The organism is Hymenobacter jeongseonensis (assembly GCF_015694725.1).
GTDB classification, from domain to species: Bacteria; Bacteroidota; Bacteroidia; order Cytophagales; family Hymenobacteraceae; genus Hymenobacter; species Hymenobacter jeongseonensis.
In genome coordinates this window covers 758,650-781,528 of the sequence record NZ_JADQDQ010000001.1, presented here as the reverse complement: position 1 = coordinate 781,528, position 22,879 = coordinate 758,650, and the positions used below count along the sequence as shown (strand labels likewise).

Below are 22,879 nucleotides of genomic sequence, written 5' to 3'. Positions count from 1 at the left end.
TTTTTTTTTCGTCGTGCTATAGTTTGGTAAACGAATGTATAGGACCACGCTACCGGCAAAAACCAATTCGACAGTCAAAACGCCCAAAAAGCCGGCGCATACGGGGTTTTCGTGCGTAATTTTGGGCACTTGCCTTTCCGTCCCCAATGAACCTGGCCCTGTTTTTTGACCCGCTGCCGGAAACGCTGACTGCTGCTGTGCCCGCGCCCACCACGCTAGCCGCCTACGCCACCCGCTTCACCGAAACCTTCCCCGACTGGCGCAATGCCGACCTCGCCCTCATCGGCCTCGATGAATGGCGCGGCAGCGCCGCTGGCCCCCCCGCCCCTGACCGCCACGGCGCCAACGAAGTGCGCCAGCGCTTCTACCAACTCCAAAAAGGCACCGGCACCGTGCGCTTCGTGGACCTCGGCAACCTGCGCCCCGGACTTACACTGGAAGACACCTACCAGCGCCTGCGCGAAATCATTGGGGCTTTACTAGAAGAAAATACCGTACCCGTGCTGCTGGGCGGCAGCCACGACCTCGACTACGGCCAGTTTTTGGCCTATGAAACCCAGGACCGCGCCATCAGCTTCGCGGTAGTAGATGCCCGGCCCGACATGGCCGAACCCGGCCCCGGCACTCCACCCGAAGAAAGCCACCTGCGCCGCCTGTTGGTGCACGAGCCCAACTTCGTGTTCAGCCTGGCCCACCTGGGTCACCAGCAATACCTCACGCCGCCCGAGGTACTGGTAGCACTCGAAAAGCTGCACTTTGAAACCATGAGCGTGGGCGAAGTGCGAGCAGACCGCCGCTTGGCCGAGCCGCTCATCCGGCAGGCCGAATTCATGAGCGTGGACATTGCCGCCCTCCGCTGGCAAGATGCGCCGGGCTACTTCCCGGCCAACCCCTTCGGCCTCGGCAACGAGGAAGCCACCCAGCTCTGCTGGTACGCTGGGCATAATGAACAGCTGAGTTCCTTCGGTCTCTATGGCTACCGCGCCGACCAAGACCCGCACGGCTTGGCCGCCGCCACCGTGGCCACCATGCTGTGGTATTTTGTGGAAGGGTTCTACCATCGCCGCCCGGAAACCGGTTTTGGCACGTTCCGCTTCCTGACTTACACAGTGGTGCTGCCCGGCAACCCCGACAAGCTAGTGTTCTACAAATCGCGCCGCGCCGACAAGTGGTGGATGGAAGTAGAGCGCCTAGGTGACAACGTGGTAAAGCGCGTGGTGCCGTGCACCTACGAAGATTACCTGAACGCTTCCCAGGGCGACTTGCCGCAACGCTGGATTCGTCTACAGGCGCTTCTTGGTTAGGGTTAACGTCTTACAGCATGACCGTTCAAGAAAATCTGGTTGACCTCCCCTCCTACACCCGCAACCAGCTTGCGCTGCGCAATGGCCAGGACCGCGACGAAATCTGGGTGGCATACCAAGGCCAGATTTACGACGTGAGCCGCTCGCGCCTGTGGCGCCGCGGCAACCATTACGAACACTGGGCCGGCCAAGACCTGACCGCGGAGCTAGACAAGGACGCTCCGCACACGGCCAATGTATTTGACAATTTCCCGGTTATAGGTTTGTTGAAATAATCTTCTACGCATGACTACCGAATCCCCCTCCGAGTACAACCACCTCGAAACGCTTTCGACCGCCGAATTGCTGGCCGGTATGAACCAACTCGACCAGACCGTGCCCCAGACCGTGGCCAAGGCATTGCCGCAGATTGAGTTGCTGGTAGAGGCCATTGTGGCCCGGCTGGCGGCGGGCGGGCGGTTGTTCTACATCGGTGCCGGTACCAGCGGGCGCCTGGGCGTGGTTGATGCGTCGGAATGCCCGCCCACCTTTGGCGTGCCGGCCGGGTTGGTAGTCGGCATTATTGCGGGCGGCGACTCGGCAATCCGTCAGGCGGTGGAAGGTGCGGAAGACGACGCCGAGCAAGCCTGGAAGGACCTGCAGGCCTACAATGTCAATGCCAAGGATGTGCTGGTGGGCATCGCGGCCTCGGGCCGCACGCCTTACGTTATCGGCGGGTTGCAGCAGGCCCGCGCCGCAGGGTTGGCCACAGGTTGCGTGGTGTGCAATGCCGACTCCGGCGTGGCAGCGGCAGCCGAATTCCCCGTGGAAGTGGTGACCGGGCCCGAGTTTGTGACGGGCAGCACGCGCCTCAAAGCCGGCACGGCGCAAAAACTGGTACTCAACATGCTCACCACGGCGGCTTTCATCCGGCTGGGCCATGTGAAAGGGAATAAGATGGTCGACATGCAGCTCTCCAACATCAAACTGGTGGAGCGCGGCGAACGCATGCTGATGGAAGAGCTCGGCATTGATGCCGCCGAAGCGGCTCAGCTACTGAAGCAACACGGCAGCGTGCGGGCCGCGTTGATGGCGCGCTAACCCCGGGCAGGAACGTGCTACGGCCTATTCGGCGTTAAAGAAGTCCAACCATTTTTGTTGTTGGGTTCGAAACAGAGCGCGCCGTGGTGCGTTCTTATCCAAACGCCTTCTGCCGCCTTATGCACACCATCGAGCCTCATTACAACTGGATTGACCAGTATTCTGCCTCCGAAGACCCGCGCTCGCCGCTCTTCGAGGCGGAAAACAGCCTGGAAGCTTATACCAACACGATTTACGGCTACTACATTCACCCCCAATGGGATAGCCTGGGCTCGGACACCTTATTCCTGAAAATCCTGTTTGTGGATTACGAAGACGGCATTGCCGTGCTCGAATTTATCGGGGAGTGGAACGATGCCATCGAAAACGACATAATGGAGCTGAAGCGCAACATCGTTGATGTGCTTGTGCATGAAGGCGTTCGCAAGTTTATTCTGGTGGGCGAAAACGTATTTAACTTCCACGGTTCCGACGACGACTATTACGAGGAATGGTTTGAGGACGTGGAAGACGGCTGGATTGCCGGCGTCAATTTCCAGGAGCACGTGCAGCGCGAAATGAAGCAATACAACGTCGACAACTACGTCAACTTCGGCGGCCAGCTCGACGACTTGCCGTGGCGCACCTACGAGCCGCGCCGCCTCTTCGAAGTAGTGGACGGGCTGCTCAACCGCCGGCTGGGCGCACCCGAAACCACACTATAAGGACACAAAAAAAGCCCCACCGTTTCCGGCGGGGCTTTTTTTGTGATGGGCTAAGAATTACTTCTTAACTTCTTCAGCAGGAGTCTCGGTAGCAGGAGCCATTTTGTCGGCGTTGTCTTCCATTACGTCAGCCTTAGCGTCAGCCGAGTCACGAACGGCATCAGCCTGGTTCTCCATAGCGTCAGCTTTGGCTTCGCCAGCTGCTTCTACGTTGTCAGCAGACTGCTCAACAGCCTCCTCTTTCTTGCTTTCGCAAGCGGTGAACGAGAAGGAAGCAGCAGCCAGGGCGAGGAACAATACTTTTTTCATCTTGATGTTGTGTTAAGTGTGGGGTTGAAATTCAGTTTTAATCAACGGTAAGCACGAAGCGAATCGTCAAATTCGAGGCTTTATACCTCAACCGAAAGAAGGTAACCCACCGGTATAAACTTTTTTTTCGTGAGGTAGTGGGAACGGAGCGGTGCTCCAGTTGCCACAACGCCCTACTTCTTGCGGAACACAATGCCAATCGGCACGCCCGTGAAGTCGAAATGTTCGCGCATCCGGTTTTCGAGGTAGCGCGTGTAGTTGGCTTGCACATACTGCGGCAGGTTGCAGAAGAAGGCAAACACCGGGTTGTGCGTGGGCAGCTGCGTGGCGTACTTGATGCGAATCATCTTGCCTTTGAGCGCGGGCGGGCCGTACTTCTCAATCTCCTTCAGCATGATGTCGTTCAGCTGCGAGGTTGGGATTTTGCGGCGCTTGTTGTGGTACACTTCAATGGCCGTTTCGATGGCCTTGTGCACCCGCTGCTTGTTGAGCACCGAGATGAAAATGACGGGGATGTACGCAATGGGCGCAATCTTTTCCATGATTTTTGCCTCGAAGTCCTTGGCAGTATTGGTCTGTTTGTCCTCCACCAAGTCCCACTTATTCACCAGGATGACAATGCCTTTGCGGTTTTTGTCGGCCAGGGTGATGATGTTCACGTCCTGGGCCTCGATGCCGCGGCTGGCGTCGAGCATCACGATGCAGACGTCGCACTCTTCCAGCGCGCGCAGGCTGCGCATGTTGGCGTAGAATTCGATGTCCTCGCTCACCTTGGCCTTGCGGCGCAAACCGGCCGTGTCGACTAGGATAAACTCGTTGCCGAAGGCGTTGTAGCGAGCGGAAATGGAGTCGCGGGTGGTGCCGGCAATGTCCGTTACAATGCTGCGGTCTTCACCCAACAGCAGGTTCACCAGGCTGGACTTGCCCACGTTGGGGCGGCCCACCACGGCGATGCGCGGGATTTCCGACTCCGGCTCTTCCACGCCGGGCTCGTCGAAGTGGCTCACCACGGCGTCGAGCAATTCGCCGGTGCCGTGGCCGTTCTGGCTGCTGATGGCGAAGATTTCGTCATCGCCCAGGCCCAGCGAGTAAAACTCGCCCACGCCGTTGGCGCGCAGGTTGGTGTCGGCCTTGTTGGCCACCATGTAAATGGGCTTTTTGCCCATGTAGCGGCGCAATACGTGCGCAAACTCCTCGTCGAGGCCATGCACGCCGGCTTCGGCGTCCACCATGAAGAGGACAACGTCGGCCTCTTCAATGGCCAGCTTTACCTGCTTGTTGATTTCGCCTTCGAAGATGTCTTCCGAATTGTGAACGTAGCCACCGGTATCAATCACGGTGAAGTTCTTGCCAATCCAGTCGCCGTAGCCGTAGTGGCGGTCGCGGGTAACGCCGCTCTCGTTGTCCATGATGGCCTTGCGCTGGCCCACGAGGCGGTTGAATAGCGTGGATTTGCCCACATTGGGCCGCCCCACGATGGCGATGGTGTTTTGCTTTGACATGTTGTGTGGCCCCAGCCGCCGACCCGACCTAGATTCGGCAGTGCCCGGGGTTATTTAAATAAAAGATGGTCGGAAATAATGTAGCGTGGACTTTTAGTCCGCGAGTAGAAGTACTTGTTGGTTCGCGGACTAAAAGTCCGCGCTACTTTATTGGTAGCCGAAGCGGCTCAGCGCTTTGGGGTCGGTGCGCCAGTTTTCGTTGACTTTAACGTAGAGCTCCAGGAACACCTTTTTCTGGAAGAATTTCTCCATTTCCTCGCGGGCCCAAGTGCCGACTTTTTTCAGTGCCTCGCCGCCCTGGCCAATGATGATGCCCTTTTGGCTGTTGCGCTCCACGTAGATAATGCCGCGGATGCGGATAATGGTTTCCTCTTCCTTAAACTCTTCAATAACGACCTCGCAGCTGTAGGGAATCTCCTTTTTATAAAGCTTGAAGATTTTCTCGCGCACCATTTCAGCGGCAAAGAAGCGCTCGGGTTTGTCGGTTAGCTCGTCTTTGGCGTAGTAGCCGGGGTGGATGGGCAGGCGCTCGAGCACCATGGCCAGCACGCCGTCGGTACCGAAGGCGTTGAGGGCGGAGATGGGCAGCACCTCGGCGGCGTTCGGGAGCTGCTCTCTCCAATAAGCCAGCTTGGCTTCGACCTCGGCCTGGTCGGCCTGGTCGATTTTGTTGACCAGGAGAATGATGGGCGTGTCCACCATTTTGCGCAGGCGCTCAACCACCGGCTCCTCGTCGTGCTTCTCGTAGATATCGGTCACGAAGAGCACCACGTCGGCGTCTTCCAAGGACGAGTACACGAACGACATCATGGCGTTGTGCAGCTCGTATTTGGGCTGAATGATGCCGGGCGTGTCGGAGTAAATCAGCTGAAAATCTTCGCCGTTGAGAATTCCGAGAATGCGGTGGCGGGTGGTTTGGGCCTTGCTGGTGACGATGCTGAGCCGCTCGCCCACCAGCGCGTTCATGAGCGTGGACTTGCCCACATTGGGCTTGCCAATGATGCTCACGAAGCCGGCGCGGTGGGGTTTAGTTTCGGGGTTCACGATGGATGGGTTTGATAATCAGGGCCGCAAAGGTACGAAATTTGGAGGGCAAAAGCTACGGTGCCCCACAATAACCCTTTCCGGAGGGCGGGCAATGCTACGCTGCGCCGGCGGGTTTGGGCTGCTGAAAACCCGGGAAGCTACCTGCACGCAGAGTTGAACATTCCTTTTTCGGATAACCTCTCAAACTCAGGGCTGCAAGTGGCTGTTTGCTTGCCGAGCTGGCTAACGGGTGGGGTACTTTATCAATTCCCTTCCAGAGTCTGCCCCTTGCTTTAGACCTTTGCGTTAATGAATTCTTCTGCTCCTGCTACTCCCGCCCGCCGCATCGGCGTTTTGCTCGTTAATCTTGGCACGCCCGATTCGCCCAAAACGCCGGACGTGCGTCGCTACCTCAACGAATTCCTGACCGATGTGCGGGTGATTGACAACCTGCCGGCTGTGGTGCACTACCCGCTGTTCCAAGGCATTGTCATTCCGCTGCGAGCGCCCAAATCTGCCAAAATCTACCAGCAGCTCTGGACCGAGCGGGGTTCTCCCCTGCTGTTCCACGGGCTCGATTTGCAGAAAAAGGTGCAGGCTGCGCTGGGCGAGGAATACGTGGTGGCGTTTGGGATGCGCTACCAAAACCCGAGCATTGCCAGTGCGCTAGAGGAGTTGCGCGAAGCCGCCGTGGACCGCATTATCGTGTTGCCGCTGTTTCCGCAGTACGCCTCGGCCAGCACCGGCTCGGTGCAGGAGAAGGTGATGGAGATTGTGGGCAAGTGGTGGATTGTGCCCAGCATCAGCTTTATCAGCGCGTTCTCGGATGACCCGGGCTTTATCGGGACCATTGTGGAGCTGGGCAAGCGCGAGATGGCCAAGCACAAGTACGACCACATTGTGTTTAGCTACCACGGCATTCCGGAGCGGCACATCACCAAGGGCAGCTTCCACAACTACTGCCAGTTTGGAAGCTGCTGCGACACCCTGAACGAGAAAAACCGCTACTGCTACCGCGCCCAATGCTTCGATACCTCGCGCCGCGTGGCCGAAGGCCTGGGCATCACTCCGGACCAGTACACGGTGGCTTTCCAGAGCCGCCTCGGCCGCGACCCGTGGCTGAAGCCCTACACCGACCTCGCGCTAAAGGAGTTTCCGGCCAAAGGCATCAAAAACGTGTTGGCGTTCAGCCCTGCCTTCGTGGCCGACTGCCTGGAAACGACCATTGAAGTCGGCGATGAATTCAAGGAGCTATTTGAGGAAGCCGGCGGCGAGCATTGGCAGCTGGTGCCGTCGCTGAACTCCGAACCCATGTGGGTGGACGCCGTGACGGCAATGATTCGGCGGAATTAAGGTTGGGTAATGCTTCGCTTGTTGATGGTGAAGTGTAACCCTACTTGCCCGATAAACGGGTTCATGTCCCCAATTGCCTGCGGTTTATTTAGGAAACCTTGGACGCCGAAAGAAGTCGAAGCACTCAACCAAGGCATCACCTGGTAGCTGTACTGAAAAGCTAGCTGCACAAAAGCGGCTTGGCGGCCTTGGTAGTTTACGGTAGCAAGGGGGCCGCCCAAAGTGTCGGCCCGTAGCTGTGCGAAACGATGGTAGTAGGCCCGGGCCACCCGTAGCCCTACGCCCCACACCTGATTGCCTTGCAAGTGGATAATAGTGGGCTGGAGGTAGCCATAAGTGTAACGCACCTTATAGTGTGAGCCCGGCGTTGGACTTAGGTTTTCAAACTCCTCCGAACCATTTGAAGTACCGCCACCATAGGCGGCACCTCCATGCATTCCCAACCGCCAAAATCCGTTGGGAGAATTGTAGTAATACCCCAGCCCAAGGTCTGCAGAACGGAATTTATTTGTTCTTCTGGATTGCCCAAAATCGAGCAAAGCAGCATGCACCAGCAGTTTATCGGTGAGCTGATAGCCGCCCTTCAGCTCACTCCCATTGACTCCCGTGGCAACGGCAAGCTCGGTTTGGCCCTTGTCACGAATAACGGGTATGTAGGGCGTATGCGGGGCAAGCGTAACGGCGCATCCGCTCAGGACACCAGCGCTGCAGCTCAGTAGTAGAAGTTGTTTCATAATACGTAGAGCGGCTTGGCTTACAAGGAGTGGCGTGGTGTGCTATTGATGCCCGCGCCGGTAAAACGCTCCGGCATCGTAGGAATCCCGCTCGTAGAACTGGGCACCGGCAGTTCCAGCATCCAGCCCGAGCGCCCGCAGCATGGCTTCCTCGTAGTCGCGGGTGATTTGAATTTCACTGTAAGGTGGGTACTGCAACACCGTTTCAGCATTCAGGGCGGGCACGAAGACGTTGTCGTCGTCGGCATCGAGCGAGGCCACGCCGATGGGTAGTAGGATGTGGTTCTCGTGCGGGCCGCGTTGGAAGCGGGCATCCAGCTCCACGTCCAGATAGCGCACTTTCAAGGCTTCGGGCTCTACTATCAGTTCGTACACCGTGCCCAATGCGCGGCCATCGCCGCCGCGCACGGCCCAGCCGCGCACGTCGGGGTTGCCATCGGCCACTTCAAAATCGGTTAAATCGCGCAGACGGCGCAGCACGGGGGTTGCCATGGTTTCTTGCAGTTGAGGGGGTTATTGAGCGGGCTCGCTCAGCACGCGCACGGCGGCGGCGGCCTGGGTCAGGAATTGTTTGTTTTGCTGCTGCTCGGCGGCCGTGGCGCTACGGCCCGACAGCTCGGCGGCCAGGCGCACCAGGTCGTTGGCGGCTCCCTCCAACTCGGGGTAGGCTTTTTGCTGCATGGTCCGGATGAGGCCGGCAGCGGCCACAAAACCCGGCCGCAGGCTGGCGTTGGCTTCGCCGAGGCGGTTGGTGGCGCTGGTCAGGTTGTCGCGCTGCTCCATCACGGCGGGGTCGCGGAATTCGGTACGGTCGGTGAGGGCTACCAGGATGCCGGCCAGTTTTTGCAAGCCATTCAGAGCATAGTTGGGGGCGCTGGGGTCGGTGGCGGCCTGCGCGGCCAACGTGGCGGGGCTGTAGTCGGTGGCGTCCTGCGTGAGGCCTACCGAGTCGGCCGCCCCCGTAGCAGGGTCGCCCAGGGGCGTGGCGGCACGCAGCGAATCGACGGAAATGGAGTCAGCCGAAGTGGCTTCTATGCCCGTCGTGTTGGCCGGGATGGGCTCATCGGCAGGCTCCTGGCGCAGAAAGAAGTAAGCGGCGATGGCCAGCACAGCGGCGGCGAGCAGCACCAGAATCCAAGGACTAGGTGCCGTTTTTTTACGTTGAATGTTGATGTCAGCCATAATAGCAAAGCGGTGGATGCTTCGCCTTACGAAGCAGGGCGAAAAATAGCCGATTTGAATTGGCTTTCGGAGTTGTCAGGGAATGCACTGCTTATTCATTTGATAGTCGGCTCTGGAATTAGACATTGATGTTCAGACACATTCGCCACCGTTCGGGCCACATACCTCAATAGTCAAATGCCCTTATGCTACTGATTAGGGAATTGCCGTACTTGCGCTGGAGCCGATAAGCTCACGTCTGCCCTATGCCATATCCTCCGCCCCCCGACCATCACCTCGCCGATTTGGCGGCGCGCGGCCTGCTGCTCCCCGAGCAAGTCGCCGCCATTGCCGCCGATGCAAAACGCCCGTTTTCGGTGCATTATGAGTTGCGAGCGCTGCTCTACCTGGGCATAACGCTGCTGGCTGGCGGCTTGGGCGTGCTCGTTTACCAGCACATCGACAGCATTGGGCACGGCATCATCATCGCATTTATCACGGCACTGATGGCTGCATGCTTTGCCTATGCGGTGCGGCACCGCGCGCCGTTTACTTGGGGCATGGCGCCCAAAACCTCCATCGGCGCCGATTACCTACTGCTGCTAAGCTGCCTGCTGTTTGTGGTACTGGAAGGCTACTTGCAGTACCAATATGGGCTTTTTGGCAACCGCTACGGCTTGGCTACGGCAGTGCCGGCCTTGGTTTTCCTGCCCCTGGCCTACTGGTTCGACCATCGCGGGGTGCTGGCCATGGGCATTACGGCGCTGGCGTCGTGGGTGGGCCTCACGGTAGCGCCCTTGTCGGTTCTCACGGAAAACAGCTTCTGGACGGATAGCATTCGCACCGCAGCCATTGCCCTCGGTTTGGCGCTGATGGCGGCGGGTTTCTACTCAGAACACCAAGGACGCAAGGCGCATTTTGCCTTCACGTACCTGCTGCTGGGCAGCAATCTGGCGTTGGCTTCGTTGAGCACGGTGCTCTTAGACGGCGTTTTGCACGAGCGGCTACTGGTCGGAACCGGAACGGCGCTGTTGATGCTGGGACTATGTGCCGGGTTGTTCTGGTACGCGCGGCGCACGCATTCCTATTGGTTTCTAGTGCTGGCGGCAGTCTACGCCTACTTTGTGGCCACCTATCTTTTTGTGCAGTTTATACTATTAATAGGTGATGGGTTTATAGTAGTAGGCGGATTCCTGTTTTTTCCAGCTTCGGCGCTGGCAGTGGTTTTGTTCTTAGTCAATTTGAAAAAGATACTGCATGGCTCATCAGAAGCCGCTGCTTCTTCTGCTCCGCCTTCTGCCCGCTAGCCATGCCATATCAAGCCTATAATCCAGACTGGTCTTTTCGCTTAGCCTTAAGAAAAAAGGCGGCGCGTTGGCAGCAGCAGTCTTTACTCAGTTCCACCCAGTTATCAACCATCGAGTTGGCCTATCCGCTGGATTACTACCGGCCGGCTTGGCCATTGCGAGTGGGGGTATTTCTGTTTGCTTGGCTAGGTCTTAGCCTGGGCGGCAGCTTTTCGTTTCTGCTTGTCAACGAATCTCCTTTTGCAGCTGGTTTGCTCTATTGTCTGCTCAGTTTTGGGGCACTTGAGCTGATGATAAAGCAGTACCGATTTTACCACTGCGGGGCCGACAACGCACTGCTCTATTCTGGGTTAGGCGCGGCCATTGCCCTGATTTTCTACGTCTTTTATCAAGTCAGCCATCGGTATAATGACTTTAGCCTGGGCAATGGCTCTTTATTTTTCCCGCTGCTGCTGGTGCTAGCCCTCTTGGTGGTCGCCGTGCTGCGATACGCCGATGCGTTTGTAACAATTGCCGCCTTTTTCATCCTGGTGCTGCTGGTGGTTATTGGCAGCGCACAAAGTGCCCTCGGGCTAGCCTTGCTGCCGTTTCTGGTGATGGGCACCGCTGCAGCTTGTTTGGCGCTGTACCGTGCGCTAGCCCGCCGGGTGGCAGGCACTGCATTGGCCGATTATTACGCCACGAGCCTGCTCACCCTCAAATTACTGGCACTCCTGGGCATCTACTTTGGCGGCAACTACCTCATCGTGCGCGAAGGCAATGCGGCGTTGTATCACCTACCCGCTTCGCAGCAGATACCGTTTGCCCCAATCTTCTATGCGTTCACGGCCGGCATTCCACTGCTTTACGTGGTACTGGGCCTGCGCCGTGCCGACCGCCCCACCTTGTTGATAGGTTTCCTGACACTGGCTTTTTCTCTCTACACCGTCCGGTACTACCGCTCGCTGCTGCCGCCCGAAGTAGCGGCCACACTAGCGGGCTTGGTCCTCACCGTAGTGGCCGGGGCTCTGCTCCGAGTCCTGAGGCCCGCTCGCTTCGGCCTCACCTCGCTGCCCGATGATGAGCCCCGCCACTTCAACCTCGAAAACTTAATTCAAGCCCAAACTGCCCACGCGCCCGCGGCTCCAGCGGGAGGCGGATTCGCGTTTGGCGGTGGGCAATCTGGCGGCGGCGGCGCCACCGGACATTTTTAAGTGCCCGCAAAACAGCCTCCCGGCACGCCGGGAGGCTTTTGGCTTAGCTGGAATTACCGGTTGGCTTTCTTGTTTTTGAGTTCCTGGTAAGTCCGCTGCGATATTTCGTATTGGTGCTCAACCGACCGGCGCAGGGGGCCGGTCAGCGTTTTGTCATCGAGCGCCTCTTGGTAAGCTTTCAGCGCCCACTCTTCGCCGTAAATATTGGAGTCGAGAATGGCTTGCTCGTCGAACCCGGTTACCGCCGCTTTGGCGTCCATCCAAGCCCGGTACAGCTTTCCCTTGAAGGTGGTGCTGGTCTGACGGCCACCGCCTTCCTGACTTAGAAAGGCATTCAGCTGATTGGCAAATTGCTGGCTCTGGCTCACCAGTTGCTTGTAGTAACTGCGCAGTTGGATGTCCTGGGTTTCGTCGGCAGCGCGCTGGTAGCCCTCCACCCGGTCGTTCACGAAGTAGAGCAGCTCATTGAGCGTTGCGGCCTGGCCATTGCCTCTGCGGCTCCGCGTAGTGAGGTAGCCAGCGCCCAAAGCCAACAGGGCACCGCCTACTACCTTTTGGGTGGTGCTAAGCTTGTTGAACCTTGTTAGCGTTGAGTTGCCAACATTTTTCAGTGACGCAGGCAACTTGGCCAGCATCTGAGACATGTTGCCTTGGCCCAACCACTGCTCTGCTTGGCTGGTAAAGCTACTTGACGTGCCCGAAGTAGGGCTGGAAGGTGATTGAAACTGGTTCATTGGTGTAGAAGGAACATGGTGGAATATGTCCTTCCTCTACGGCCAGCAGTTCCGATGCGTTAGGCTGAGGTTGCCTTAATCACTCTCTTTGAAGGCACAAACCGCCGTTTTCCGGCCGTCAGATTCCGCCCCTATTTTAAGCTTTTACCGCCACGGGACGGTACAACTTAGCCAGTTGCGCCACCGCATAGTCCACCTCGGCAGCTGTGTTCATTTTGCTCATCGAAAACCGCACCGTTGCCCGGTTGGGGTCGCATTCCAAGGCTTCGAGAACGTGCGAGCCGGCCTGCGCCCCGCTGGTACACGCCGAGCCGCCCGATGCCGCCACCTTGCTGATGTCGAGGTTGAACAACAGCATTTCGTTGATGGCAGACTGCGGCAGGCTCACACTCAGTATGGTATACAAGCTTTGGTCGGCCTGCGCCGAAAGGCCATTGAACTGCACGTCTTCAATCTCAGCGCGCAAACTGGTAATAAACCGGTCTTTCAGTCCCTGCACGTGGGCTTGATGCGCGGCCAAGTCCCGCACGGCAATTTCCAGGGCTTTGGCTAAGCCCACGATGCCGTACACATTCTCGGTGCCCGAGCGCACGTTGCGCTCCTGCGAACCGCCGTGAATGAGCGGACTCACCTGCAACCCGCTGCGGGTATACAGGAAGCCCACGCCCTTTGGCCCGTGGAATTTATGTGCTGAGCCCACCAGGAAATGGTTTTTAAGCTGCTGCACGTCGTGCCGGTAGTGGCCCATCGTCTGCACCGTATCGGTATGAAACACGGCATCGTGCCGAGCACAGATGTCCCCAATAGTGCTGATGTCGTTGAGGTTGCCAATCTCATTGTTGGCGTGCATCAGGCTCACAAACGTGCGCGACTGCGAAGCCAGCAATTCTTCTAAATGGCTTAAGTCGAACTGGCCCTGCGCATCGTGGCGCAAGTAGTGTAGCTCTATTTCACCGGTTTTAGCAAGGGCCTGCAGCGGGTGCAGCACCGCATGATGCTCCAGCCGCGAGGTGATGGCATGCTTTAGCCCCAACGTGCGGATGCTGCCAAACGCGGCGTAGTTGTCGGCCTCGGTCCCACCACTGGTGAAACTGATTTCCGCTGGCGCGGCATTTATCAGATGCGCTACGGTTTTGCGGGCATTCTCAATGGCGGCGCGCACCTGCCGGCCAGGCCCGTGCAGGCTGCTGGGGTTGCCGTAGTGCTGGCTAAGGAAGGGCATCATGGCGTCCAGCACCTCGGGGTCGAGGGGCGTGGTGGCAGCATTATCAAAATAAACAGAGGTGGGTGCAGAAGGAACGGGGATTGTCATATAATGGGAAGGATAACAGAACCCGCTGGGCGTGGGTGCGCCCAGCGGTTCTACAGTGTCGTTTATGCAAACGTCGGACATTTAGCCGAAACCAACCCGCCACCATCTTTCAGCGGCCAGTAATGCCTTTTGCGTCCCGTCCTTTTGCGCGCCGGCGTTAGGCCTTCACCGCAATAATTTCCTTGATATCGCCGATGATTTTCTGGGCCAGATAATCCGCTGTCGCGTTAGAATCGGATTCGGCGTAGATGCGGATGATGGGCTCGGTATTGGACTTGCGCAGGTGCACCCACTCCTTGTCAAACTCGATTTTCACCCCGTCAATCGTGTTCACCGGCTGCTTGGCGTAGCGCTGCTCCATCTTCACCAGCACGTCGTCGGTGTCGATTTCTGCGGTAAGCTCGATTTTATTCTTGGAGATGAAATAGCTCGGGTACGAGTTACGCAAGCGGCTCATATTTAGCCCCGACTTAGCCAAGTGCGTCAAAAACAGCGCAATACCCACCAAGGCATCGCGTCCGTAGTGCAGCTCGGGGTAAATAATACCGCCGTTGCCCTCGCCGCCAATTACGGCGTTGGTTTCCTTCATCTTGGTCACCACGTTCACCTCGCCCACGGCAGCGGCCGAGTATTGCCCACCGGCTTTCTCGGTCACGTCGCGCAGGGCGCGGGTGCTGCTCAGGTTGCTCACCGTGTTGCCACCACCAAGCTGCTTCAGCACGTAGTCGGCCACCGCTACCAGCGTGTATTCTTCGCCGAACATTTCGCCGTTCTCGCTCACCAGCGCCAAGCGGTCGACGTCGGGGTCTACCACAATGCCGAGGTCGAAGCCACCTTTCTCCAGCACCTTGGCAATGTCGCGCAGGTGCTCGGGCAGAGGCTCGGGGTTGTGGGCAAAATCGCCGGTGGGCTCGCAATGCAGCTTCTCAATTGTGGTCACGCCGAGCGCCTCCAGCAGTTGAGGCACGGCAAAGCCGCCCGACGAATTCACGGCATCCACCACCACTCGGAAATTACGAGCCCGAATGGCTTCTACATCCACCAGCGGCAAGGCCAGAATGGCTTTGATGTGTTTCTTAAGGAAGGTAGCGTCGGTGGTATACTGACCTAGTTTCGTAACGGCAGCAAACTCGAAGTCTTCGCTTTCGGCCGATGCCAGCACCTGCTGCCCATCCGTCTCGGAAATGAATTCCCCTTGCGCATTGAGCAGTTTCAGCGCGTTCCACTGCTTGGGGTTGTGCGAGGCAGTTAGGATAATGCCCCCGGCGGCTTTCTTGGCGGGCACGGCCATCTCCACCGTTGGGGTGGTGCTCAAACCGAGGTCGCACACGTCGAGGCCAAGCCCCTGGAGCGTAGCAGCCACGAGCCGGCTCACCATTTCGCCCGAAATCCGGGCATCGCGGCCAATAATGATAAGCTTGCTGTCGGTAGCCTGGGTTTTCACCCAAGTGCCATAGGCGGCAGCGTACTTCACCACGTCAAGAGGAGTCAGGCCCTGCCCAACTGGCCCGCCGATGGTGCCGCGGATGCCGGAAATTGATTTTATAAGAGTCACGTGGTAGCTGTTTGAAAGCACGAATTTAGGGACTAACCGCCGGTTGACGGTATCAATATTTATCTTTGGAACAATGGAAAAGACTGATTCAGCCCCTAGTGTTCTGCTTACCAGCGCCCGCCGCCCCGAACAGCTAGCAGCCTTTGGCCGCCTGCTCGACGTGCTGGACCGCCTGCGAACCGAATGCCCGTGGGATAAAAAACAAACCCTGCAAACCCTGCGGCACCTCACCATCGAGGAAACCTACGAAATCAGCGACGCCATTCTGCGCGATGACTTGCCCGACCTGAAGAAGGAGTTAGGGGATGTTATGCTGCACCTGATTTTTTACGCCCGCATCGCCGCCGAAAGGGGCGCCTTCGACATTGCCGACGTACTCAACGCCCAATGCGAAAAGCTGATTTACCGCCATCCGCATATTTACGGCGATGTGCAGGCCGATGACGAAGAGACTGTCAAGCGCAATTGGGAGCAGCTTAAGCTCAAGGAAAAAGGCAATACCACCGGCGTGCTGGGCGGCGTGCCCACTTCGCTACCGGCTTTGGTGAAAGCCATGCGCATCCAGGAAAAAGCCCGGGGCGCGGGCTTCGATTGGGAGCAACCCGAGCAAGTGTGGGAAAAAGTAAAGGAAGAATTAGGAGAATTTGGCGACGAGTACAGCCACGGGCAGGCCGAGAAAATGAACGCCGAGAAAGCCGCCGATGAGTTTGGCGATTTATTATTTTCCTTGGTCAATTTTGCTCGGTTCGCCGGCATTAACCCCGAAGAAGCGCTGGAACGCACCAACCGCAAGTTTATCAGCCGCTTTCAGTTCCTGGAATCGGCCGCTACAGCCAACGGGGAACGACTGGCCGACCTCACTTTGGCCCAAATGGACGTGTATTGGGAGCAAGCCAAACGACGCGCACCCCAACCCCCCGCTACAAATTAGCGTTGTCGTGTTTCCAGCGTTTGCTTGGACCTTTTCTGCTGGCATCGGCCAAGTTTTCTTTGGACAGGCCGTGCTTTTTGGTTAGGTTTGCCCAGCTAAGGCAGCCTGGTGAGCAGATTGGTCTTCGGTAAGTGCTATTTTAGTCCTTTCAAAGTGGGATTATCGATTGTATTTTTGTCGCAGCCTGGTTTCTAACCAAGTTTTAGCATTTTCTTTACCCACTCAATTCAACTACTTCACACAACAAACCCAAACACTCCAGAACAATGGAACAGAAAAATGCCATGAATACGAGCCCACGGCCCGCCGCACCGGCCGCCAAAGCCGAAGCCCAAAGCAGCGGTGGTGCCTCGCTGTTCTCCGTCCTGGTTATTATCCTGGCGTTTATCGTCAGCGTACTCGTTTACAAATTTGTCTTAGGTGACGGCAGCCACTTCCAAGGCGGCGACAACAAAAACAACCCCCTGCCCGGCGACTACCTCGGTATAGTTTACAAGGGGGGCTTCGTAGTGCCCGTCCTGATGACCATGCTGCTCTGCGTAATCACCTTCTCCATCGAGCGGATGCTCACCATTGGCAAAGCCAAAGGCAGCAAGAGCATTGAGTCTTTCGTACGCACGGTTCGTCAGAAACTGAATGCCAACGACATCAACGGTGCCCTCGTTGCTTGCGACCAGCAGAAAGGTTCGGTAGCCAACGTAGTGAAAGCCGGCCTGATGAAATACAACGAAATGTCGCGTGAAACCGGCATGGCCACGGACCAGCGCATCCTTGCCATCCAGAAAGAAATCGAAGAAAGCACTGCGCTCGAATTGCCAATGCTGGAGAAGAACCTGGTTATCATTTCGACCTTGGCTTCTATTGCTACCCTTACGGGTCTGCTCGGCACCGTATTCGGTATGATTAACGCCTTCGCCGCTCTGGCGCAGGCCGGTAGCCCCGACGCAGTAGCCCTGGCAAACGGTATTTCGGAAGCTCTGATTAACACGGCTCTCGGTATCGGTACTTCGGCCCTGGCCATCGTAGCCTACAACTACTTCACCAGCAAAATTGACGAACTGACGTACAGCATCGACGAAGCTGGTTTCAGCATCATCCAGACCTTTGCTGGTCAGCATGGCAACAATGCGAACACGGGTCAGCCGGTTCGGACGGTTTAATTCCGTCTTTCACTGATGCACTAAAATGCGGGGCGATTCGTTCAGGTGAACAGAACGAATTGCCCCCTTTTAATCCCACCTCGCAATGCCTAAAGTAAAACCGCACCGTACCTCGCCGTCGCTTGATATGACGCCGATGGTGGACCTGGCCTTCTTGCTGGTGACGTTCTTCATGCTCACCACCAAATTTGCTCCGGAAGAGACGGTGGTAGTGGACACGCCATCGTCTATCTCGGAGATTAAATTGCCCGAGAGCAATGTAATTACGCTGACTATTGACTCTAAAAAGCGAGTGTTTTTTGGCGTTGATGACTCGAAAACCAAAGTACAAATGCTGCAGAAAGTTGGCGCCAAATATGGTGTAAACTTCACCGCAGCTCAGGCGAAGGAATTCAGCAATTTGCCCAATTTTGGTCTTCCCATTAACCAGTTGGGTTCTTATCTCAACGTTGAAAAGGAAGAACGTAAGCAGTTGAACGCTCAGCAGCCCGGTGTTCCCATCGATTCGCTGAACAATCAGTTGATTGACTGGGTGCTGGAAGCCCGCCGAGCCAATCAGGCCCTCTTTAAGAAACCTACCTACATTGCCATCAAAGGCGACGGCAATGCCGACGTACCGACGGTGCAGCAGGTAATCAAGCTTCTGCAGGAACGCGACATCAACCGTTTCAACCTCATTACGGACCTGGAGAATAAGCCCGTAGCCGCTGCTCGATAAACCCGAGCGGACCGTGCGAACTCATTCTCCAGTCCATTCACTTCATTAAATCCCATGGCAGAAATTCAAGGAAAAGCCGATTCCGGTGGGAAAGGTGGGAAGAAGCGGGCCAAAAAAATGTCGACCAAAATCGACATGACACCGATGGTGGACTTGGCCTTTTTGTTGCTTACTTTTTTCATGCTGACCACCACCTTCGCTAAGCCGAACGTGATGCAGCTCACGATGCCGGTGAAAAAGACCGACGACGTAGAGGATACCAAAATCAAGAATTCGCAGGCCATGACTATCCTTCTTGGCAAGGATAACAAGGCATACTACTACTTCGGCATGAATACGCCGAACGACCCAACGGTACCGAAGCCGGAGTTGAAGGTGACCGATTATTCGGCCAACGGCATCCGTCAAGTCATTATGACTCGCCAGCGCCAGCAGCCGGAGCCTATCATTCTTATCAAGCCTACTGAAGACGCCAAGTATAAAAACATGGTGGATATTCTGGACGAGATGAACATCACGAACCAGAAGAAGTACGCGCTGGTGAAGGTTCCGAAAGAGGATGTGGACCTTATTAAAGACTCAGCGTTATGATGGATAACACGCAAATTGCCAAGGCCAGCTTAAACGACATCGTTTTTGAAGGCCGCAACAAGGCATACGGAGCGTACGTGCTGCGCCGCTTGTATCAGCGGCATGTCACGCGAGCTCTGATTATTGCTACGGCGGTGTTCCTGCTATTGATTGCTTTCCCGCTCATTTCGCAGTACCTGAAAGCCCGGGCTCCGAAAGAGGCTCCGAAAAATCTGCAGGAAAACGTGCTGATGGAGGCGCCCCCCTTGGACGAGACCAAGCCGCCGCCCCCCCCTCCTCCCCCCGAGGCGCCACCACCCCCGCCCCCCAAACTCACCACCATCAAGTTCACGCCTCCGGTAGTGAAAAAAGATGAAGAGGTGAAAAAGGAGGAGGTACCCGACCAAGAAGAACTCAAGGAAAAGACTGTTGCCACCGTTACTGTTCAGGGTAACACGGATGCACCTGACCTGAGTGAGCTTTCGGGTGAAGGTGACAAAGTGGTTGAAGAGGTAGTAGAAAACAAAGTCTACACTTACGTTGAACAGATGCCTTCCCTGCCTGGCGGTGGTGGCAACGCTGCTATCGTAGCAGCCATTCAGCGAGCCACCAAATACCCTTCGCTGGCCCTTCGCAACCAAGTGGAAGGCCGCATTTTCGTAAGCTTCACGGTGAATGCCCAGGGCGACGTTTCCGATGTGAAAGTGGTGAAGGGTCTGGGCTCCGGCTTGGACGAGGAGACAATTCGGGCAGTGAAAACCTTGCCTAAATTTATTCCTGGTAAGCAGAACGGCCGCGCTGTAAGCGTATCCTTTACTGTTCCAATTACCTTTAAGATTCAATAATACCTACCGTTCGGCGCAAGCTTGAGCGAAGAAAAAAACCCCGGATTGAGCCTCACGGCTTGGTCCGGGGTTTTTCATTAGCATTAATATCCCATTTCAGCTTTATCTATTTAAAGACTGAGCACAATTAAGTATTTCTCATTCGTTCTATGGCAGCCAAGTGACATGGCATGCAGCAAGAAAGAATATCTCAAATAGATAGGCAATGTCATGACTTATACAATGACATACCAGTAGCACAAAGATTAGCCGTAGCTATGAAAAACGGCTAATATTCGGCTTTTTTGTGGCTCCATTAAGCCACAGGCCCTGACGCACCCGAACCTTTAGGTGATTTTTTTTGGTTTTATAACATCTTCATTCTTGCATTCTTCTCTTTATGCTCAACATTCCCACAACTGAGGAACGGCTCGGCAAATCGCCCCAGCGGTTGGTGCGTTACTTTGTGCTGGCCATGTCTCTCATCTACATGGGCCTGGGTGCTTGGCTGTGGTGGTCGGCCGACCAGCCGACGGGTGAGAGTGTGGTTCAACTAGGGCGAACGGCCCGCCGGGTACTCGGCTCGGTTTTTATCCTGTACGGGCTGATTCGGTTTATCCGGGCTTACATCGTTCATTTTCGCAAAAAAAATCCTTCGGAAGACCATGAATAAGCGCCCCTACTTTATGACCACTGCTGCCCTGCTGGCTGGAGTCATCGCCGTTATTTCCTGCAATGGGCCCGGCACGCCAGGCGCTCAGGATACCCCAACGAGCGGCACCGTAGCAGTAAGTGTAGACGAAACCTTCGCGCCTATTTTACAGGCGCAGATAGACACTTTCTCGAAGCTTTATCCGAACGCTCACGTTCAGACCAGTTTTCAGCCAGAAGAGAAAGTGATGCTAGACCTCATCAACGGCAAGGTGAAGCTTGCGGTGGTATCGCGGGAGCTAAATGCGGAAGAGAAAGCTGATTTTGTCAAGCAGAATATTGTAACGCGGTCGACTCACATTGGCATTGATGGTCTCGCCATTGTGCTGAATCGTTCCAACCCTGATACACTGCTGACCATGGCCCAATTGGGTGATATTTTCACGGGCAAGACCAAAACCTGGAGTCAGGTAAGTGGAAAAAAGGGCCTTTCCGATATCAATGTGGTTTTTGATGCGAACCGTAGCAGTACTGCTCGCTTCGTGCGTGACTCGGTGACCGGCGGCGCGCCCCTGACTACCCGGGTGTTTGCAGCAACATCGAACCCTGCGCTGCTCGATTATGTTGCTACCCATCCCAATGCTATTGGAATAGTGGGGGTAAACTGGATTTCTGACCAAGACGACCCGGCTGCCATGAAATTCCTGAATAAGGTGCGTGTAGCCAGTATTACAGCGCGACCCAATCCAAAACCCAGCGATTTCATTCAGCCTTACCAAGTATACCTCGCGGAAAAATCGCCGGCACAGCTCGCTGAATACCCTGATTTGCAGAATTACCCACTTCGTCGCAACCTTTACATCATCAGCCGCGAGGCGCGCGCAGGGTTGGGCACGGGGTTTGCATCTTTCGTTGCTGGTAAGAACGGGCAGTTGATATTTCAAAAATCAGGCTTAATGCCGGCACAGATGCAGGCTCGTATCGTGACCACCCCTAAACTGTAAGCGTACTTCGCGCGTACTCATTTTCAATCCGCTTTTTAATCCTTTTTCTCTTCCTATGAGTTTCAAGCCCTGGAATCAGCCGCTGCTCGTTGCTATCGCAATGGTAGCCGGCACTACGGCGGCCACCGCCCAAAACGTGCAATCAGCCCAACGAGCCATTGAATTGGGTCGTTACAACGAAGCCCGTGCCATTCTGCGCCCCGGCTCTACTCCCGAATCTGCTTTCGAGCTCGGCCGTCTGTACCAGATGCGCAACATGCCTGACTCGGCTGCTTTCTACTTCAATCGTGCTTCTGGTACCACTCCTTTTGGCAAAGTAGCCGCTGGCCGTGCCTTATTGGTTAAAGGCGAGGTAGCTCCTGCTGAATCTCAGTTCGAAGCAGCAGCGAAGGCAACCAAGAACAAAGACGCCAAGGTGCTGACCATGATTGCTCAGGCTTATGGCGAAACTGACGTAAAAGACGCTAGCAAAGCCCAGACCTATTTGGCCGCTGCACAAGCAGTAAACAAAAAGGACGACCCGGCGCTGATGGTAGCTCGTGGCGATATTTTCCTGCACTCTGACCAAGGAGGTGGAGAAGCCATGACCAGCTTCGACCGCGCCATTACGGCTAACCCTAGCTATGCGCAAGCTTATTACAAAAAAGGGGTTTTGAATGTGCGTTCGCGCAATTTCAATGCTGCCCGTGAGAGCTTGAGCAAAGCCATTGAGCTTGACCCCAGCTACGCGCCGGCATACCGTGAACTGGCCGATATGTATTACTACGCTGGCCAGTATGACCTCGCACTGAGCACGTTCCAGAAGTACATTGGATTGGCCGAGAAATCGCCAGCGACGGACGCGCAGTATGCGTCGTTCTTGTACCTGACCAAGAAGTACCCAGAAGCACTCGCTGAAGTGAACAAGGTGCTACAAGCTGACCCCACGAACCTGACGATGAATCGTCTGCGGCCCTATTTGCTGTATGAAACCGGTGACTTTGCGGGTGCTGCTACGGCCATGGAAACGTATATGAAAACCGTACCAGCCGACAAGCTGATTCCGGAAGACTATTCTTACCAAGGCCGCATCTTGGCCCGGGCGGGCCGAGCCGATGAGGGTATTGCCATCCTGAACAAAGCAATTGCCACTTCCACTGACCCCGAGAAAACGGCGGAGCTTCAGAACGACTTGGCTACCGCTTACATGGCCAAGAAAGACTACAAATCGGCTATTTCGGTTTATAAGAAAAAACTGGCTGCCGGCAAGGGCGACCTCACCGACCAGTTCCGTTTGGCAGTGGCTTTCAGCAACAGCAAACAGTATGCGCAAGCTGACAGTGTATACGGCATCATCACCACGGCGCGTCCTACGTATGGCCCAGCCCATTTAGCTCGTGCCAAGGTCAATGCCAACCTCGACCCTGAGGCAAAGCAAGGCTTGGCCAAGTCGCACTACGAAAAGTACATTGAGCTTTCGAAAGCTGAAGGTGCTGATGCAACCAAGTTTCGCGAAGGGTTGGTAGAAGCTTATGGCTATCTGGGGGTTTATAATTTCCAGAAAGGCGACAAGACTGCTGCCCTCAGCAATTTTGAGCAAGTGCTTGCTCTCGACCCCAGCAACAAAGGGGCCGCGAATAACATCAATATTCTGAAAGCAAAGCCCAAGGCAGCAACGTCTAAATCGACGGCTCCCAAGAAGAAATAAACTTTCTTTAGGCACAGAAAAAAAGCCCCGGCGTATGTGCGCCGGGGCTTTTTCATTATT

The 22,879-nt window shown here is 56.0% G+C and carries 24 protein-coding genes; 15 read left to right on the top strand and 9 right to left on the bottom strand.

Translation table 11 applies throughout. From position 1 onward, the window contains the following. Positions 1-146 precede the first annotated feature (146 nt). The 4 genes from I2I05_RS03275 (at position 147) to I2I05_RS03260 (ending at position 3,088) form a co-directional block, all read left to right on the top strand. Positions 147-1,304 (top strand): arginase family protein, encoded by a 1,158-nt coding sequence (locus tag I2I05_RS03275; protein WP_196280754.1) that lies wholly within the window; start codon positions 147-149, stop codon positions 1,302-1,304. A 17-nt stretch (positions 1,305-1,321) separates the two neighbouring features. After that, on the top strand, positions 1,322-1,579 hold the full coding sequence (locus I2I05_RS03270; RefSeq protein ID WP_196280753.1) for a cytochrome b5 domain-containing protein: 258 nt from the start codon (positions 1,322-1,324) through the stop codon (positions 1,577-1,579). A 10-nt stretch (positions 1,580-1,589) separates the two neighbouring features. Then, on the top strand, positions 1,590-2,384 hold the full coding sequence (gene murQ / locus I2I05_RS03265; protein WP_196280752.1) for an N-acetylmuramic acid 6-phosphate etherase: 795 nt from the start codon (positions 1,590-1,592) through the stop codon (positions 2,382-2,384). A 119-nt stretch (positions 2,385-2,503) separates the two neighbouring features. Further along, positions 2,504-3,088, top strand: a complete 585-nt coding sequence (locus I2I05_RS03260) for a hypothetical protein (protein ID WP_196280751.1) — start codon at positions 2,504-2,506, stop codon at positions 3,086-3,088. A 57-nt stretch (positions 3,089-3,145) separates the two neighbouring features. Here I2I05_RS03260 and I2I05_RS03255 read toward each other — a convergent pair whose 3' ends face one another. From I2I05_RS03255 to era, 3 genes are all read right to left on the bottom strand, one after another. After that, positions 3,146-3,397 (bottom strand): hypothetical protein, encoded by a 252-nt coding sequence (locus I2I05_RS03255; RefSeq protein WP_196280750.1) that lies wholly within the window; start codon positions 3,395-3,397, stop codon positions 3,146-3,148. A gap of 173 nt (positions 3,398-3,570) precedes the next feature. Further along, positions 3,571-4,899: a ribosome biogenesis GTPase Der gene (der, locus tag I2I05_RS03250; protein ID WP_196280749.1), complete on the bottom strand. Its 1,329-nt coding sequence runs from the start codon at positions 4,897-4,899 to the stop codon at positions 3,571-3,573. 147 nt (positions 4,900-5,046) lie between these two features. After that, positions 5,047-5,943 carry a GTPase Era gene (era, locus tag I2I05_RS03245; protein ID WP_196280748.1) on the bottom strand — a complete coding sequence of 299 codons (897 nt, stop codon included), beginning with the start codon at positions 5,941-5,943 and terminating at the stop codon, positions 5,047-5,049. 291 nt (positions 5,944-6,234) lie between these two features. Between era and hemH the strand changes: the two genes are divergently transcribed. Beyond that, positions 6,235-7,278: a ferrochelatase gene (gene hemH / locus I2I05_RS03240; protein ID WP_196280747.1), complete on the top strand. Its 1,044-nt coding sequence runs from the start codon at positions 6,235-6,237 to the stop codon at positions 7,276-7,278. Here the strand turns inward: hemH and I2I05_RS03235 are convergent. From I2I05_RS03235 to I2I05_RS03225, 3 genes are read right to left on the bottom strand one after another with little or no spacing between them, the layout of a single operon-like run. Further along, positions 7,275-8,012 carry a hypothetical protein gene (locus I2I05_RS03235; RefSeq protein ID WP_196280746.1) on the bottom strand — a complete coding sequence of 246 codons (738 nt, stop codon included), beginning with the start codon at positions 8,010-8,012 and terminating at the stop codon, positions 7,275-7,277. The genes hemH and I2I05_RS03235 overlap by 4 nt on opposite strands. Positions 8,013-8,054: 42 nt before the next feature. Then, positions 8,055-8,504, bottom strand: coding sequence for a PRC-barrel domain-containing protein (locus I2I05_RS03230; RefSeq protein ID WP_196280745.1), 450 nt, complete (start codon positions 8,502-8,504; stop codon positions 8,055-8,057). A 21-nt stretch (positions 8,505-8,525) separates the two neighbouring features. Next, entirely contained in the window at positions 8,526-9,194 is a 669-nt protein-coding gene (locus I2I05_RS03225) for a hypothetical protein (protein WP_196280744.1), read from the bottom strand. A 245-nt stretch (positions 9,195-9,439) separates the two neighbouring features. Between I2I05_RS03225 and I2I05_RS03220 the strand changes: the two genes are divergently transcribed. Beyond that, positions 9,440-10,480: a DUF2157 domain-containing protein gene (locus I2I05_RS03220; RefSeq protein WP_196280743.1), complete on the top strand. Its 1,041-nt coding sequence runs from the start codon at positions 9,440-9,442 to the stop codon at positions 10,478-10,480. Positions 10,481-10,731: 251 nt separating this feature from the next. Next, the gene (locus I2I05_RS03215; RefSeq protein WP_196280742.1) at positions 10,732-11,673 is read left to right on the top strand and encodes a hypothetical protein; all 942 of its coding nucleotides are present in this window, start codon (positions 10,732-10,734) and stop codon (positions 11,671-11,673) included. Between the two features lie 53 nt (positions 11,674-11,726). Here the strand turns inward: I2I05_RS03215 and I2I05_RS03210 are convergent, their stop codons facing one another. The 3 genes from I2I05_RS03210 to glmM all read right to left on the bottom strand — a co-directional run bounded on the left by I2I05_RS03210 (position 11,727) and on the right by glmM (position 15,274). Then, on the bottom strand, positions 11,727-12,407 hold the full coding sequence (locus I2I05_RS03210; protein ID WP_196280741.1) for a ferritin-like domain-containing protein: 681 nt from the start codon (positions 12,405-12,407) through the stop codon (positions 11,727-11,729). A 136-nt stretch (positions 12,408-12,543) separates the two neighbouring features. Then, on the bottom strand, positions 12,544-13,719 hold the full coding sequence (locus I2I05_RS03205) for a cysteine desulfurase family protein (RefSeq protein ID WP_196280740.1): 1,176 nt from the start codon (positions 13,717-13,719) through the stop codon (positions 12,544-12,546). 157 nt (positions 13,720-13,876) lie between these two features. After that, positions 13,877-15,274 (bottom strand): phosphoglucosamine mutase, encoded by a 1,398-nt coding sequence (glmM, locus tag I2I05_RS03200; protein WP_196280739.1) that lies wholly within the window; start codon positions 15,272-15,274, stop codon positions 13,877-13,879. Positions 15,275-15,347: 73 nt separating this feature from the next. Between glmM and mazG the strand changes: the two genes are divergently transcribed. The 8 genes from mazG to I2I05_RS03160 all read left to right on the top strand — a co-directional run bounded on the left by mazG (position 15,348) and on the right by I2I05_RS03160 (position 22,819). Further along, positions 15,348-16,205 carry a nucleoside triphosphate pyrophosphohydrolase gene (mazG, locus tag I2I05_RS03195; RefSeq protein ID WP_196280738.1) on the top strand — a complete coding sequence of 286 codons (858 nt, stop codon included), beginning with the start codon at positions 15,348-15,350 and terminating at the stop codon, positions 16,203-16,205. 266 nt (positions 16,206-16,471) lie between these two features. Further along, positions 16,472-17,365 (top strand): MotA/TolQ/ExbB proton channel family protein, encoded by an 894-nt coding sequence (locus tag I2I05_RS03190; protein WP_230688101.1) that lies wholly within the window; start codon positions 16,472-16,474, stop codon positions 17,363-17,365. Positions 17,366-17,450: 85 nt separating this feature from the next. Then, entirely contained in the window at positions 17,451-18,083 is a 633-nt protein-coding gene (locus tag I2I05_RS03185) for an ExbD/TolR family protein (RefSeq protein ID WP_196280737.1), read from the top strand. Positions 18,084-18,137: 54 nt separating this feature from the next. Next, complete coding sequence (locus tag I2I05_RS03180) at positions 18,138-18,674, top strand: ExbD/TolR family protein (RefSeq protein ID WP_196280736.1); 537 nt, start codon at positions 18,138-18,140, stop codon at positions 18,672-18,674. Beyond that, the gene (locus I2I05_RS03175) at positions 18,671-19,498 is read left to right on the top strand and encodes an energy transducer TonB (RefSeq protein ID WP_230688100.1); all 828 of its coding nucleotides are present in this window, start codon (positions 18,671-18,673) and stop codon (positions 19,496-19,498) included. Before I2I05_RS03180 ends, I2I05_RS03175 begins: the two co-directional genes overlap by 4 nt. 379 nt (positions 19,499-19,877) lie before the next feature. Continuing rightward, positions 19,878-20,150, top strand: coding sequence for a hypothetical protein (locus tag I2I05_RS03170; RefSeq protein WP_196280735.1), 273 nt, complete (start codon positions 19,878-19,880; stop codon positions 20,148-20,150). A 13-nt stretch (positions 20,151-20,163) separates the two neighbouring features. Further along, on the top strand, positions 20,164-21,132 hold the full coding sequence (locus I2I05_RS03165; protein WP_196280734.1) for a PstS family phosphate ABC transporter substrate-binding protein: 969 nt from the start codon (positions 20,164-20,166) through the stop codon (positions 21,130-21,132). 55 nt (positions 21,133-21,187) lie between these two features. Beyond that, on the top strand, positions 21,188-22,819 hold the full coding sequence (locus I2I05_RS03160; protein ID WP_196280733.1) for a tetratricopeptide repeat protein: 1,632 nt from the start codon (positions 21,188-21,190) through the stop codon (positions 22,817-22,819). The last annotated feature ends 60 nt before the right edge of the window (positions 22,820-22,879 follow it).